This window comes from bacterium, from assembly GCA_031082185.1.
In the GTDB taxonomy this organism is placed as follows: Bacteria; Sysuimicrobiota; Sysuimicrobiia; order Sysuimicrobiales; family Humicultoraceae; genus VGFA01.
The window spans coordinates 34,238-48,912 of sequence record JAVHLI010000001.1; the positions used below are offsets into that span (position 1 = coordinate 34,238).

13 protein-coding genes and 1 pseudogene are annotated in these 14,675 nt (G+C 70.0%); 11 read left to right on the forward strand and 3 right to left on the reverse strand.

Annotated elements, in window-relative coordinates:
* Positions 1-39: 39 nt before the first annotated feature.
* A complete protein-coding gene (locus RDU83_00190) occupies positions 40-858 on the forward strand; it encodes a serine hydrolase (GenBank protein ID MDQ7839430.1) in 819 nt (272 codons plus the stop codon).
* A gap of 31 nt (positions 859-889) precedes the next feature.
* On the opposite strand, the pseudogene RDU83_00195 reads toward RDU83_00190, so the two are convergent.
* The 3 genes and pseudogenes from RDU83_00195 to RDU83_00205 form a co-directional block, all read right to left on the reverse strand.
* Positions 890-1,222: pseudogene (locus RDU83_00195) on the reverse strand (hypothetical protein).
* A gap of 55 nt (positions 1,223-1,277) precedes the next feature.
* Positions 1,278-2,576: a hypothetical protein gene (locus RDU83_00200; protein ID MDQ7839431.1), complete on the reverse strand. Its 1,299-nt coding sequence runs from the start codon at positions 2,574-2,576 to the stop codon at positions 1,278-1,280.
* A gap of 154 nt (positions 2,577-2,730) precedes the next feature.
* Positions 2,731-3,306 (reverse strand): hypothetical protein, encoded by a 576-nt coding sequence (locus RDU83_00205; protein ID MDQ7839432.1) that lies wholly within the window; start codon positions 3,304-3,306, stop codon positions 2,731-2,733.
* An 83-nt stretch (positions 3,307-3,389) separates the two neighbouring features.
* Between RDU83_00205 and RDU83_00210 the strand changes: the two genes are divergently transcribed.
* The 10 genes from RDU83_00210 (at position 3,390) to RDU83_00255 (ending at position 14,675) form a co-directional block, all read left to right on the forward strand.
* Positions 3,390-4,799 (forward strand): hypothetical protein, encoded by a 1,410-nt coding sequence (locus RDU83_00210; GenBank protein ID MDQ7839433.1) that lies wholly within the window; start codon positions 3,390-3,392, stop codon positions 4,797-4,799.
* Between the two features lie 59 nt (positions 4,800-4,858).
* Positions 4,859-5,152 carry a TrbC/VirB2 family protein gene (locus RDU83_00215; protein ID MDQ7839434.1) on the forward strand — a complete coding sequence of 98 codons (294 nt, stop codon included), beginning with the start codon at positions 4,859-4,861 and terminating at the stop codon, positions 5,150-5,152.
* A 4-nt stretch (positions 5,153-5,156) separates the two neighbouring features.
* A complete protein-coding gene (locus RDU83_00220) occupies positions 5,157-5,477 on the forward strand; it encodes a type IV conjugative transfer system protein TraL (GenBank protein MDQ7839435.1) in 321 nt (106 codons plus the stop codon).
* A 9-nt stretch (positions 5,478-5,486) separates the two neighbouring features.
* Complete coding sequence (locus RDU83_00225; protein ID MDQ7839436.1) at positions 5,487-8,018, forward strand: ATP-binding protein; 2,532 nt, start codon at positions 5,487-5,489, stop codon at positions 8,016-8,018.
* Between the two features lie 5 nt (positions 8,019-8,023).
* Positions 8,024-8,950 carry a hypothetical protein gene (locus RDU83_00230; GenBank protein ID MDQ7839437.1) on the forward strand — a complete coding sequence of 309 codons (927 nt, stop codon included), beginning with the start codon at positions 8,024-8,026 and terminating at the stop codon, positions 8,948-8,950.
* A gap of 15 nt (positions 8,951-8,965) precedes the next feature.
* The gene (locus RDU83_00235) at positions 8,966-10,045 is read left to right on the forward strand and encodes a type IV secretion system protein (GenBank protein ID MDQ7839438.1); all 1,080 of its coding nucleotides are present in this window, start codon (positions 8,966-8,968) and stop codon (positions 10,043-10,045) included.
* Positions 10,036-10,638: a hypothetical protein gene (locus RDU83_00240; protein ID MDQ7839439.1), complete on the forward strand. Its 603-nt coding sequence runs from the start codon at positions 10,036-10,038 to the stop codon at positions 10,636-10,638. Before RDU83_00235 ends, RDU83_00240 begins: the two co-directional genes overlap by 10 nt.
* A 30-nt stretch (positions 10,639-10,668) precedes the next feature.
* A complete protein-coding gene (locus RDU83_00245; protein ID MDQ7839440.1) occupies positions 10,669-13,440 on the forward strand; it encodes a type IV secretory system conjugative DNA transfer family protein in 2,772 nt (923 codons plus the stop codon).
* Positions 13,382-13,567, forward strand: a complete 186-nt coding sequence (locus RDU83_00250; protein MDQ7839441.1) for a hypothetical protein — start codon at positions 13,382-13,384, stop codon at positions 13,565-13,567. The genes RDU83_00245 and RDU83_00250 overlap by 59 nt, the downstream gene beginning before the upstream one ends.
* A gap of 439 nt (positions 13,568-14,006) precedes the next feature.
* Positions 14,007-14,675 (forward strand): CHC2 zinc finger domain-containing protein, encoded by a 669-nt coding sequence (locus RDU83_00255; GenBank protein MDQ7839442.1) that lies wholly within the window; start codon positions 14,007-14,009, stop codon positions 14,673-14,675.

The window sequence follows — 14,675 nt, forward strand, 5'->3', positions numbered from 1 at the left end:
TCGCGACCGTATCGTGTGCGTACTGAGGAGAGCGCTGGTATGAGCGGACTGGATGCGGCACGGAGCGCCATCAAAGACCTGATCGAGGGCGCGCCCGGTCGGGTGGGCCTCGTCATCAAGGATCTGGGGACCGGCCTGGTCCTTGAGTGGTCACCGGAAGAAAGGTTCCCCGCCGCCAGCGTTATCAAGGTGCCGGTTCTGGTTGAAGCCCTGCGGCAGGCGCAGTCGGACGCGCTCCGTCTCGACGAGCGCCTGCCCGTCAGGGCCGAGGACAAGGTGGGCGGGTTCGGCATCCTCAAGGACCTGGAGAGCGTGCAGGAATTGACCCTCCTCGACCTGCTCACCTTGATGATTATCAGCAGCGACAACACCGCGGCCAACCTGTGCATAGAGCGCGTCGGGATGACGGCGGTCAACAAGACCATGGCCGCGCTTGGCCTCAAAGAGACGACCTTGCAGCGCAAGATGATGGACATGGAGGCGCGTAAGCGGGGCCTGGACAACTTCACCACCCCGGCTGATATGGCGCGCCTCCTGGAGCTGTTGGCGGGGAAGCGTATCCTGACACCAGAGGCATGCGACCTCGCCCTCGGCATCCTGCGCAGGCAGCAGGTGCGTGACCGCATTCCCCTCCGCCTCCCCCCGGACGTCGCCGTCGGCCACAAGACCGGCGAGCTTCCCGGGGTGCGGCACGACGTGGGGATCGTGTTCACCAAGAACGGCCTGCTCGTCATCGCGGCCCTGACAAAGGAGTTCAACACGCCCCTCGGTCAGGGCCTGATCGGTGGCGAGGCGGCGGCGCTGATTGCGGAGGTCAGCCGCGCGGCCTACGATGCAGTAATGACCGGCAATTCATGATTCGTCTCTGACGTCGCCGATCTTCCGCACTTCACGGACGCGATATCGCGCCAAGGGCACGGTCGGTCTTTTTGAGGGAGAGCCGCTCCATCTGACGCACCAGGCGCTTGAGGCGCTTGTGGTTGCGGACCCACATCTGGCATAGCCGCGCCTGCTCCTCCGAGAGGCGTAACGTCCTGGTCGTACCTGCGACCTTGTAGGTCCACTGGTATTAGGGTCCATGCAGGCGGGGCGGCTGGGCCGCGCGGCGGCAGGCGGGATTCCCGCAGGGCATCCAGCGGCGCACGAGGCTTCCGGGTCGGACGAAGCCGAGCGTCAGGATCTTCCGCTTGAGCGCCTCGAACTTCGCCTCGGCCTTGGCCACGGAATCTCCTTCCAGTCAGATCAAGAGATCTGAGTCCGTCGCGCGCAAACGTCGGCTAGGCCTGGGGCGAGCCCTCCGGACCTGTCTCGGCCTGGGTCGCAGGCAGGCTGAGGGCCTGCTCGATCTGGTCGAGCGCATCCCTGATGTCGTTGCGCATCTGCTCGGCGTCGGAGTTGATCGCATCCAGCAGCCCGCGCCCCTCGGTCAGGCGCCGACGGATCGTGGTGATCCTTCCTAGCGCCGTCTGGATCCTGCGCAGCTGAGGTTCGACCGCGGCGACGTCGATCGCGGCCGCTCCCGCGCGGCGCGCGCGCAGCCGCAGCAGGCAGACCACCCACCGCACAGCGAGAACGAGGAGCTCGTGCGTCGTGGCGACGTAGGGCCCTCGCGCGCCAGCCCCCTCGGACCAGTCGCCCACCTCCAGGCCGAGGCCGGCTGGGGTCTTCGAGACGTACACCCCGGCACCTGCCCCGCGGTACTGCATGGCCGCATCGATGTCGGCAGCAATCCGCTGGCGCCCGAGGGGGTCCGTCCGGTCCCGGGCTTCCACGACAACCCGCAGGGGGTCGGCCCCGGGGTCGTCTGCGGGGAACGTCAGGACAACGTCTCCGGCCTTATTGTCGGTGCCGACGTGGTCGATCTGCGCGCCGCCGCGAGCTCCCCAGGCCCGGAGGGCCTCCACCACATCCTCCTCGTAGGGCCGTCCCTTGGCAGCGGTGTCCTCAAGCGCGGCTCTCACCGCCTCCTTGATTCCGAGGTGAGCGGCGAGTTTGTCCACGCGTTCGGCGAGGGGCCCTACGGCGGCGCCGACCAGCAACCCGACGCTCTTGGCGAGTTCTCCGTCTACGGCGGTGACGGTGCGGACCGCGTCCTGCAGGGCGCTCTGGACGGAGTCCTTCCTCGCCGGGTCGAGCATCCGTTTCAAGTCCGCAACGGCGTTGGCGATCTTGGAATCGGGGTTGGCCGGATCGAGGCTGCGATCGACCTCGTTGAGGCGCGTCTGGATCGTCTGGCTGGCGACCTGTACGGTCTGCATGACGGGCGCGAGCACCTCGCCGGGACCGGTGCCGAGCTTGCCGACCAGCTGCCTTTCGACGGCGGGCGCGATTCCAGCCGCGGCCTGCTGCACTTCGTGAAGCAGCGCCTGGATCTGCTGGCGGACGAAGTCCACATCCTGGGCGGTTGTCGCTCGCTGCAGGCAGAAGACGCCCACCTCGACCGCGCGCCGCAGGGCGTCGGGGCGCGACTCCTCCGGGAACGCGCCGAGGTACTCGATGACCTCCCGGCGGGTGATCTCCAGGTGCTCGATGACGACCGCATTCGGTCGAAGGGTAACAGCGAGTCCGATGCTCATTGTTCTACCTCCACGCGATCTGGGGATCCACGTAGAAGTCTACCAGAAGGCCGGGGCGCCGGCTGATCCCGCACACGCGCGCCCTGTCCCAGCTCCCCCTAGCACGTAGATTCTAGATTCTGGGCTCGCGAAGCCGAAGCGGTAGGGAGAGAAATCACCACACCACGACCATGATGTTCTGGCCCCGCAGATGTCGGTGTAACCATCGCCGTCGAGGCTCCGAACTCGTACCCCACACCTGCCGAGGAGTCAGTGCCGCAAAGGCGCGCTGCTTCCGCACAACATCTGCCGCGCCGTAGGCGCCGTGGTCGTACTCCACGGCGATAAGACCCGCCGCATCCTCAGCCATCGCATCCGGGCGCTCTCCGTGGGTGCGCTTCTCCGGCCAAGCCTGGGCGACCACCTCCCACCGGCGCAGTCCGTCGCGCAGGCGCCATCGCATCTCCGCCAGCCCGAGCCGATGCGCCATCTCCTCCTGTCGGATCGACGCACCTGGAGGCTCGATCACCACGATCTCCTCTGCCAGCCTGGCTCTGGCCGTGCGCGGCACCCAGACTCTGCGAAGGTTGATGGCTCCTCGCCGCCGCAATACTCTCAACCACAGGTCTATCTCCTTTTCCCTCGCCGTCGGCACATAGCGCCGCCGCACCTGGCTGAGCGCGAGGACGGCATCGACCTCGAGATCGGCCAGTAGCTGCCAGGTAGCCGTGTCCCAATCCGGCTGCTCCATCGGCATTCTCCTACTGGAAGCGTCACACCAGAATGTCCCCATCTTGTGGAAGATCCGCCGGCCAGGCGCATGGAGGGACGACTATGGGTTGGTCCATGGATGACCGAATGCGGCGGGAGATCGAGGAGGCCCTGGGCGGGCCGCTGCCGCCGCCGACCTCCGAGGAGTTCCGCATGCTGATGCAGCGCCTGGCCACTGAGCACCCCGACCTGCGCCGGGGCATCCTGGAGGCGCTCTCGGCGTCGCCGGTAGAGCTCCCCTCAGAGCGCCACGAGCGGCGCCTGGACAGGCAGGCCCTGATCCGGCGCCTGCTGTTCGGCTGGCTGCAGCGGGAGACGTTCGCGGGGGACGTCATCTGGGACAAACGACGCATCCTGGCCTCGGCGTTCGGCGCCATGGCGCTGCTGCTGGCGGCCATGTTCGCCGTGAACCAGGCCGTCTGGCAGCCGCCGGTGACCCAGGAGCCTCCTGTGCCCGCGGCGTCTAGCCAGGCCGCCCCGCCTGCTCCCTCACGTCCGGCCGTCCCAGCGATGCCCACCGCGCCGGAACGGCCACGTATCCCCGTGCCGGCAGCGATGGCTCCTCCCTCCTCGCCCCTGCCGGAGATGCCGGCGACTCACATCCCTCAAGTGGGACCGGCAGGCAGCATCCCGCCGCTACCACCGGGGGCGGCGGTTCGGCGACCCGCAGGTCCACCCTCATTCCCGGACGCCCCGCCGATACCGGCGTGGCTGGCTGCCCCCCCCACGGCTGACCTGCAACCGGCCTCCAGTTCGCCACGCCTCATCATCCAGGAGGCGCCTGAGCGCACCGAGCCTTCACGCACTCTAGTCGTCTACCAGGCGCAGCAGGCTTCTGCATCACCGGTTGCGGGCGCACCACCGCAGGGTGCGGTCGTGTACGACCGGGGCGGGCAGATTACGACCGGGACGGTGCCCTCAACCCCAGCCACGCCGGCGCTGCGCCCGGGCCATTTGGCCGCGGCCCGGCTGGTCACCGCTCTGGCGCTGGTGCCCGGAGCCGGAGCGATGCCCGTGTTGGCGGCAAGCGACTCTCCGGCCCTGACCTGGCTGGGGGAGGCGGTGTTGGGGGCCGACGGCCTGGTCCAGATCACCTTCCACACCGCAATCGGCGAGCAAACGTCGGTGCCGGTGCGCGCCGTCGCGCTGGACGCCACCTCGCGCCGCCCGGGCCTGGAGGCACAGGTGAGGACAGTGGCCCGCAACACGGCAGCCGCGGTGGTGGGCGCGGCGCTGCGTTCGACCACGGACTACGTCCAGGCCCTCCTCCAGCAGCGACAGGTGACGATCGCCAACGGGTGGGCCACCATCACAACCGGCGAGGTGCCGCCGTTCTGGATGCTGCTGGGTTCACGGCTGGCGGAGCTGCTGGCGCCGCGCGCCCAGGAGGCCGCTCGTCCCATTCAGGTGGCCGAGATGCCTGCGGGCGCCGCGCTGACCATCCTCGTGCTGCAGGCAGGCAGCGGCCGCTAGCTCGTGTGCCCGCGTGATCTTCAGGCCCTCAGTTCGCACCTGACCGAAGGAGGATTGTGATGCGCAGGATTCGAGTGCTCATCCTCACCGCGTGGATGATTGCCGGCAGTGCGCTCCCGGCGTTCGCCCAGACCAGCGACATCCTCTCACCGCTCACCCGGCTGGTGGAGGCCATCCGGACGACGCTCACCGGCCCGCTCGGCTTGGCGGTCTCCATCGTGGCCCTGGCGGCGGCGGCCATCAGCGTGGCGCTGGGCGGGGCGCACGCGGCCCGCTGGGTGATCTACGTGGCGGTCGGTGCCGCGCTGCTCTTTGGGTCGGAGACGATCATCTCGTTCATCGCGGGGCGGTAGTGGCATGACCGTCTCTACCCACCGCATCTACCGGCAGATCGACCAGCCGCTGCACCTGATGGGCGTGGAGCCGGAGGACATCTTCATCCTGGCCGGCGGGTTCATCGTCTGCAGCCGGCTGGCGCGGATTGTGGCGGTGGCCGTGGGCGTGCTGCGGCTGCAGTTCTTGCTGGCGCTGCTGTGCAGTGCCGTGCTGTTCTTCCTGTGGCGGAGATTCCGGAGCGGTCGGCCGCGCTACTTCTTCCGGCACGTCGTGGCGTACCTGAGCGAGCCCGACACCTACCGGGCCACCCCGGACGACGAGGTCATTCCCCATGTGCTGTGAGGTCCGCGCATGAAGCTGGCGGTTGATGAGGGATCGCTCACCCGCGCCCTGCCGTACTGGGGCATCCAGGACGGGGTCGTGATCCTGGCCGACGGGACCTACGAGTTCGGGGTTGCAGCCGACCTCCCGGCCACCGAGACCTGGGACACCACCCGCCTGGCGGCCCTGGCGGGCCAGCTGCAACTGCTGCTGAACCACTCGGTCCCTGAAGGAGAGCGGCTGCGCGTGGTGCTGGAGGCGCACGCAGACAATGCCGATCTGCTGCGCGCCTACGGAGGGCAGTGCACCTCGCCCCATCCGGTCGTGCGGGCGCTGCACCAGGCCCGGACCCAGGCGCTCTTCAGTCAGCACCAGGCCGGCCGCCTGATCACATACCGGCTGTTTCTTGGCCTCACCTACCGGCCCAATGGCGCCGGCCACCGGCGATGGCAGCCGGTCCGGCGCGAGACCTACCTGGCGCACCTGCGCGAGATGGCCACTCGCAGGGAGGTGCTGCTGGCCAACTGCGCGCGGGCGGGACTGTCCGCTCGCCCGTTGGAGGATGCCGAGCTGCTGGAGATCGTCTGGGGCTACTTCAACCCCGCACGCAAGGGCTATCTGCCGCCCCCGCAGGTCCCTGACCTCAGAGGGGCGCTCGAGATGCCGCCCGAGGTCCTGCGGGAGGCCCCGCACCTCGCCCGGCCCTCGGTCCGCACGCGGGCGGCCCGCTCGGACGCGGTACGCCGGTACGACTTCCTTTACCTGGACGAGCGCTACGTGAAGGTCGTGGCGATGGAATCGCTGCCCGACGAGGTGACGGCGCCGAACCTGCTTCTGCCGCTGCTGGTGCTGCCGCACCGGTTCCATCTGGTGCTGGACATCATCAACGATCCGCGCGGCGAGGCGGTCAAGGCGCTGGAGGCCAAGGCCAAGCGGGCGTATGCCGCGCGCTGGTCCAACATTCTCAGCGACCGCGAAGACCCCCGATCCCGCGTGGTGTCCGAGGAGCTGGAGGGGGTGATCCAGCGGCTGCATAGCAGCGCGGCCCGCGTCTTCCGGGTAGGCGTCGCCGTGGTGCTGGCGGAACCGACCGAGGAGGCGGCCTGCACAGCCGCGCGGCACGCGCTGGACGCCTTCCATCAGATCCCCGGGGCGGATGCGACCGTTGAGGCCGGGGGCCTGATGCAGCAGTTCGTGCACCTGGCGCCGTTCTCGGGCCGGCCGAACCTGCGCCTGTTCAAGTGCCTGACCGAGAACGCCGCGGACTTCTGGCCGGCCGCCGGCCCCTGGCGGGGGTCGGCGCGGCCGGTGGCGCTGTTTGGGAACCGCTGGGACGGCCTGACATCCCTGGACCCGTACGACCCGCGGGCCCCGGCCTGGAACGGCGTCGTGGTCGGCGAGTCCGGCTCGGGCAAGACGCACTTCACGAACCAGCTCGTCCTGCAGCTGCTGGCCTGCGACCCCGAGGTTGTCATCGTCGACCGTGGCGGGGGCTACCGCACGCTGGCTGCGCTGCTGGGCGGCCAGCACATCCGCTTTGATCCGGCCGGTGATCTCGCCCTCAACCCCTTCGACCTCCCACCGGGCGAGGCCGAGCCGGATGCCGACAAGGTGGCGTTCCTGACGGCGCTCGTGGCACAGATGGCCGCCGAGCGCAACGAGTCGTTGAGCAAGCAGTCGCGGGCCATCGTGGAGTCGGCGATCTGGCAGACCTACCGGCGTTGCGATGGCGACGTGGTGCTGCTGCGCCATCTGGTAGGCACACTGCGGACCCTGGAGCAGATGGGCGAGCACCAGGCCGCTCCCGCAGACCGCGTGTTGGCCGATGATCTCGCCACCCGGCTGCAGGGGTGGACCGGGGGCAGCGCCTTCGGCCGCCTGCTGGACCGACCTACGACCGTGCGGCTCGACCGCGACCTGACCTACTTCGACACCGAGGGGCTCCAGGCGCACCCGGACCTGCTGCCGGTGGTGGTGCTGCTGATCACGGACCTGGTGTGGCGGCGCGTCCAGGCCCACCCGAACCGGCGCAAGCTGGTGGTCTTCGACGAGGTGTGGACGCTGCTGGCCGATCGGGCCGCCGGGCCGTTCATCGAGGAGCTGTACCGGCGGTTCCGCAAGTTCGGGGCGGCGGTGCTCTCGATCTCGCAGTCGCCGCAGGATTTCGCGGGCAGCCCGTATGCGGCGGGGATCCTGGCCAACACCCAGTACCGCTACCTGCTGCGGGTCAAGGACCCACAGGAGGCCGCGCGCCTGCTGGGGCTCGGCGACCGGCAGCGGGACCTGCTGGCTACCCTCTCCCAGGAGAAGGGCCGGTACAGCGAGGCCCTCGCGCTGGTGGACTTCGCCGGAGGCCGCGAGGGCGGGGTGCTGGTGGTGCGGCCGACATCGGTGGACTACTGGATCGCCACGACGGACGCGACCGAGGTCCAGCTCCGCGAGGAGCAGGTGCGCGCCTGCGGCGACCTCTGGGCCGCCGTGCAGTTCCTGGCCGCCGAGCATCCCAGGGGCTCAGACGCCGGGGGCCGCACCATCTACGACCGCAGAGATCCGACGAGGTGAGGACGATGCCGGCTGTATTGCGGGTGGTGATCGCTCTGCTCTTGGTTGTCGTCGTCCCGACCCAAGCCCTCGCCGCGCCGATGGCCGCCCAGGCGGGCGAGCTGACCCGGCTGCTGGAGTGGCTGCGCCGGCTCCAGGGGTTCCTCGACGAGCTGGAGCGGTGGCGCATGCTCCTGATCGAGCAGATCGACGCCTGGCAGGCCACCGTCCTGGAGCCGCTGGCGCCGCTCTACCAGATCGGGGACCTGGCGGAGGCGATCCGGCAGCAGCTCGCGCGCCTGCCGCTCCGCTTCCAGGGGACGCTGCGGGCGCTGCTCGCCAAGCTGCAGGCGCTTCCTGCCCCGGCGCCGGGCTCGCCGGGATGGATCTACCGCCGGTACGCGGAGCAGAACCCGGCGATTCGGGAGAAGGCGCGCCAGCTCGTGGCCTCCGAGGTGATGGCCGCCGCGACCACGACCGAGACCCGGGCGATGGCCGAGATGTCCGGGGACCTGGCCCGGGAGCTGGTGACGGATGCGACGCTGCCGCTGGCCGCGCTCGATGCGGTCGCGGCGGCCCAGGCGCTGGCCAACGCGGCCACCAACATCCCCAGCACCCGCGCCGGCATCCAGATGCTGATCGCCGCGATGGCCGCGCAGATGCAGCAGCACGCCGCCTACACCCAGGGCCTGGCCAACCGCCTGCAGGGATTGAGCCAGCAGGAGGCCCTCTCGGCCCGCGAGCTGCACGCGCTGAGCTGGGCGCTGAACCACCAGATCATCCGGGCGGAGAAGGACCGCGAGGAGCGCCTGGCCGGGGACCTGGTGGCGATCAGTTTCACCAGCGAGATCGTCGGCCATACCTACAGCCAGGGCGCGGCGCCGTTTGCGACTCTGCTGCGCCGGCCCGAGGGGCCCGAGCACGCCCTGCGCCTGGTGCGCTGGCGGCGGTAGCACCAGGAGGTCTCTGTGCTCAACGTCGACTTCAACGCCCTGCTGGAGCATATCCAGGGCTTTGTGGACGCGACCGGCATCGCCGCCTCGATCGACCGGCTGGGGTGGGGGCTGCTGGCGGTCCTGTTCCTGCTCGGGATCGCGCGGGCGATGACGCGCGGGGACGGCCGGGAGATTGCGGAGGCATTCATCCGCCTGCTGATCGCCGGGACGCTCCTCCTCTCGGTGGAGGCGATCAGCGAGACCGCCGCTCAGACCTTTGCCTCGTTCTCCCAGGCCGGCTTCCAGGTGCTGGGCAACATCACGAGCGCCGAGGCGTTCGAGCGGGCGATCCTGCGGATCCTGGCGACCATCGGCGGGATCAACCTGACAGTCCTGCTGGGGCAGGCGGCCGCGGGGGCGGTGGAGGACGTGTGGATCCTCTCGGCCATCAGCAAGGGAGCGGACGTGCTCGGCCAGATGATCCGCACTGGCATGCTGCTGGTCGGCCTGCTGCTGGCGCTGCTGTATGCGGTCTTCTACGTAATCACGTTCACCGCCAAGATCATCCTGATGCTGGCCAGCCTGCTGGCGCCGCTGTCGTTCGCGGGCGTGGTGCACCCTCGAACCGAGGCGTTCGCGTGGCGGTGGCTGCGGGCCGTGCTGCACGCCTGCCTGATCGTGTTCCTGGCCAACCTCGTGCTGTCGGCCGCGCTGTACCTGGGCATCATCGTGCCGTCTGAGAACATCTCCTTCTCGTTCAACCTGGCCGACCCCGGCCGCTGGCGCGAGCAACTCAACGAGACCTTCCAGGCGCTCTGGCAGCTGGTCATCCTGCCGGTGGGGGCGCTGGGGGCGCTGCTGTTCGGGGTGCTGTGCCTGCTGCGGGTGGAGACGTTTTCGGCGCAGTTCATCGAGGCGGCCGGGGCAGGAGCGATGGCGGCGTTTGCGGCGCTGCCGATCAACGTCGTGGCCGCAAGGGCGATTGGCCGGCAGGTGGAGGGCGCGATCGCCGGTGCGGGGTTCCGGGGCGCCGACCTGGGCCGGTCCCCGGAGGCGCCGCTGTACGTGGTGCCGGTCGGCGGGCCGCCGCCGGGAGGGCCGCGATGGCGCTGAGGCCGGGGCTGCTCGCTATCCTGGTCGTCCTCGTGATGGGACAGGCCGCCGCGGCGGCGCTGTATCCGCCCGGGTCGACCAACGCGCTCCTCAGCGCGGTGGATGCCGCGGGTGGGGTTGTGGAGGTCACGCGCTACTGGCCGGGGCGGCCCATAGACGTGCAGGTGGTCCCCTACCGGCTCTACTTCTGGAACACCTGCCTGCCCGGGGACGGCGCCATCCTGATCCTGCTTACCAGTCCCCTGGATCTGCCGCCCCCGTGGGCGATGCTGTCCTCGTACTACGCTCCAGAGACGGAGCCGGCGGCGTTCGTGCGGGTGCACGTGCTGGGCCGCCTGGGCGGGCTCGTCCGGGAGCTCGGACCCACGCAGCCCATGGTGGCCCGGGCGCTGGCCCAGGCGATCACCCCGGGGACGCCGGGCTACGAGGCCGTGAAGGCGGCCTGGCCCTACGTGACGTCCCTGCGCACCTACGAGCGCTACGGGTTCGCGACATTCCTGCTCATCCGCTGGGAGTGGCGGTTTCCCTTCCCCGGCTGCTATGCGCGCGTGGTGAGCGTGCCGGAGGGCTACGGGATTCCGGACGTGCGGTAACTCCGGCAGGAAGCGGAACGCAGACCCCGCATGAGCGCCCATCCGGTCCAACTCAGCCTGCTCAAGTGGGCGATGCTGGGTGTCGCACTGGGGCTCGGTGGGTGGTGGGGACTTGAGGCAGTGCGCCTGCTCCCGCGCGTGGCGGGTCTGCTCCAGGACGCGGGCTGGGCCGCAGCGGTTCAGGGATTCCGGCCGGGGTGGGGCTGGTGGCTGCTGGCCTGCCAGGGCGAGCCGGCCTGCCAGGCGGCGTTTGTGGCAGCATGGCGCGACCTGGCCCATCCGTGGCGGCTGCTCGTCCCGGGGGGCCTACTCATTGCTGCTGGCACACTGCGCGTGGCCGCCGACCGCACCGCCCGGGGTCCCCACCGCGAGCCCGGCGCGGCGCGCTGGTCGCTGCCCCGGGAGGTCGCGCGCCAGCTCCGTTGCAGCCCCGACGAGCGGCCTGCCGGCTACGTGGGCTGCATCCCGGGCCTGATGCGCACCCGGGTCCTGCGCCTGCCCGAGCGGCGGCGCTGCTCGCACGTCCTGCTCATCGGCGGGACCGGCGCCGGCAAGACCTCCCGCTACATGAAGCCCAACCTTCTGGCCGATGCCCGCGACGGGCACTCGGCAGTGGTGATCGACGTGAAGTTCCCGGATCCGCGCGAGGGGTTGGTGGACGTGCTGCCGGCGTTCCTCGCCTGCGGCCGCGACGTGCAGCTCTTCGCGCCCTGGCACCCTGAAGTCACGCTGCGCTTCCCGCTGCTGGAGGGCGTCAACACGCTGACCGACGCGATGGACCTGCGGGATCTCGTGATCGGCCACACCGAGCGCCGGTATGAGAACCCGTTCTTCCTCAACCTGGAGCGCAAGCTGCTCGCGGCCCTGATCCTGGGCGTGGCCCGGGACGGACTGCGGCCGGCGGGCGATCCCTACCGCGGCCCGGCGACGCTCGGGCGCATCTACCGGCTGGCCGCCGGCAGCGGCCAGGACCTGCAGCAGTACTTCCTGACGCACCCCGATGCGGAGGTCCGCGCGCAGGTCGTGGGTCTCTTCGGACTAGAGGACGAGCGCCTACCCGGGATCATGGCCGGGCTGGCCGGCCGCCTGGAGCTGTTCGCCGACCCGCTGCTGGACCGGGCGACGACGCCCGCCGACGACCCGCGCGAGCAGGTGAATCCGCAGCAGCTCGGGGTCGCCCCCACGCTGCTCTTCATCGCCCTCTCCCAGACGCGGCTGGCTGGAGGCCGGGGCAAGCTGCTCCTGCAGGTCCTGGTCCGGATCCTCAACGACGCCCTGATGCGATCCTCGGAACGCTACGGCGGCCGGCTCCCGGTGCACACCAGCGTCTACCTCGACGAGTTCCCTTCCATGGGGCCGATCCCGGGCATCGGGGAGACGCTGGCAACATTCCGCAGCCGGCGCGTGGCCTATCACCTCGTGCTGCAGGGGCGCGCCCAGGGTGAGGAGGTCTATGGGGTTACCGGCTTCCGCGCGTTTCTGAACAACCTGCAGACGGTGCTCCTGTTCCCGGCCTGGCTCAAGTTCGACGACGCCCGCTACTTCAGCGAGGCGCTGGGCAACGCGACAACCGAGCAGCTCACCCGCGGCACCACCCGGCGCGGCGTGCTGCCCCACCAGCGCACCACCTACCAGCGGCCGGTGCTGCGGCCGCTGCTGTCGCCGGAAGAGTTCGCGGATGCGCCGGACGACGGAGCCATCCTGATCACCACCGGGCTGCGGCCGGCGCGGGTCTGGCTGCCCCGCTGGTTCGACCGGCCGGGCTGGCTGCGGGCCGATCCCTTTGCCCGCCTGCGCTCCTTGATGGCGCTTCCACTGGATCTCCGACGGGTCCAGGAAGCGCACCGCCGGTGGACGCAGGCGCGGTTCCCGTGGCTTGCAGCACTTGAGCCCCCGCCGGCTCCTGAGCGCGATCTTGAGCAATCTTCAGAGTCCCGAGCCGCAGATCCAGGCCCTGCGCGCGGGGAGCTCTCTGCGCCCGCTGGGCCTGGCCCAGCGGGCGCGCCGCTGGTGGAGCTGCTGCGGGCGCTGGCGGATGTCCAAACCTCGCCGGCCTGGGCCATCCAGGCGCGCGCCTTTGACTACCGGGGCCGGCTCACCAAGCTCGTACTCCCGCGCGAGGCCATAGCGGCGGCGGGCGCAGACGGCCCGGCGCTGCTGCTGCGCTGGCTGGACGCCGGCCTGGTACGATCGGCAGGCCTCCAGGTGGTGCTCCCGGAGGCGACCTGCCGGTGTCTGCCGGTAGACCTGCAGGCCGCGTTGCGGCGTCGATTCGGATCGGCCCGGCGCCGCGAACCGGCGATGTCGACGGCTCCTGCAACGACTCAACCTGCTCCACGTGGAGGAATCAGAGATCTTCCGCTCCTGGCGCTTGAGGCGCTGTGTCGATGGATCCAGGAGCACGGCCGGCATTTCGACGGACATCCCGCCCGCACCACGTCATCGCCCGTGTACGGCGTGTATCGGCATGAGGAACTGGTCGCCGTGTCCCTCTGCCTCGCCGCCCGGCTGCTCGCACGGTTCACACGAGGCGGTGACTCGAAGGTGCTGTGGGAGGCGTGGCGGGCCAGAGGCTGGCTCCGTCACGACCCCGATGGGGTGACTCTGCGGCTCAGGATTGGGAACCGACGGCGGCGCTGGCTGGCCCTCACGTGGGGCGCCTGGCAGACCGCGACGGGACACCGCGCAAGTGACACGACTGTGGAGGGGAGCGAGCATGAAACCCATTCCTCCGAAGACAACGGTGCAGCGACGGAAGCTGAGCGTCACGCTGGACGAGACGCTGCTCCAGCAGGTGGATGAACTGGCGACGTTCCTGGGTGGCGCGACGGACCGCACGTACATCGTCGAGCAGGCCCTACACCGCATCATCGCCGAGCACAAGGCGTTCCAGCAGTGGCGCAGTCAGCGGAACGACATCAATGCCTAACCTGTTCCGATGCCGGAGCCGAGCGAGACGCCGCCATGGCGGGGGCCGCAGCCCTTCATCTTCCTCCGAGGAACGTGGACCAGTGCGGGACACTTGCTGGACCACCGCGCGCGGGATGCGAAGGGGCGGGACAGTCCGTTTTCCCAGACGGGACGCGGTGTTGCGCGTTTGGGCCCAGGGCCTAGACTCCCACCACCGTCACTGCGGTGGTCCCACGTGTCCCGGGTGGGGCCCGAGGAACGGTGGCGACGGGCCTAATGGGCCCAAGATGCCAAGGACCTACCGCCGGGACTCGTCCGGGCAAGCCCAGATCACTTGCCCGTCCTGCGCCCCGGCGGTGTGGAGTTCGCGTCTATGGTCTCACATTCGAGGGGTGAGGAGCTCGTGACTGCAGCAGCCTGAGTCCCAGGGGCTGCTGCGCTGTCCGAGGAGGATCACGATGAGCTCGTCGAGCGAGAAAGGAGAGTGGATGCTGCGAGAGATCGCCGAGCTCGCCCTGTCCGAGCCGATTGGAGCGCTTGAGGTCATCGGTCCACCCGCCCGCTATCTGGACGGGACGTACCTCCGGGTGGCCTGTGACCTGCTGGAGATGGCGGCGCGGCGTCTCCGCGATGGCACCTTCGACCTCCAGGCGTTCTCGTGCGTGGTCGATGACGCGGCCCGCCACGTCCGGCTCTCCCGTCGCACGGTCGAGACGTTGTGGGCGGGGGTATCCCTTCCCCACTCTTCCAGCCGGCGCCGCTCTCGCGGCCCGCAGCCCCTCGCGCGCTTCCGGCCCTACCTGGCGGAGGTGGCCGGCCGCTACACGCGGCTGCGACGCGTCGGGACACGCTCCATCGGACGCTGCCCCTTCCACGAGGACGCGAAGCCCTCGTTCGTCTGCTACCCCGATGGCCGCTTCTTCTGCTTCGGGTGCCTCCAGTGGGGCGATGCGGTGGATCTGGTCAGCCGCAAGGAAGGGCTGTCGATTCCCCAGGCTGCGACGCGCCTGGCAGAGGAGTTCGGGGACAGGCGTAGCGCGCCGCCCATCCTGCGGCAAGGGAAGAAGACGCCCTTGCCTCGGCCGGCCGGCGCGCAGGGAGAGTCGGCACATCTACATGGGAGGTGA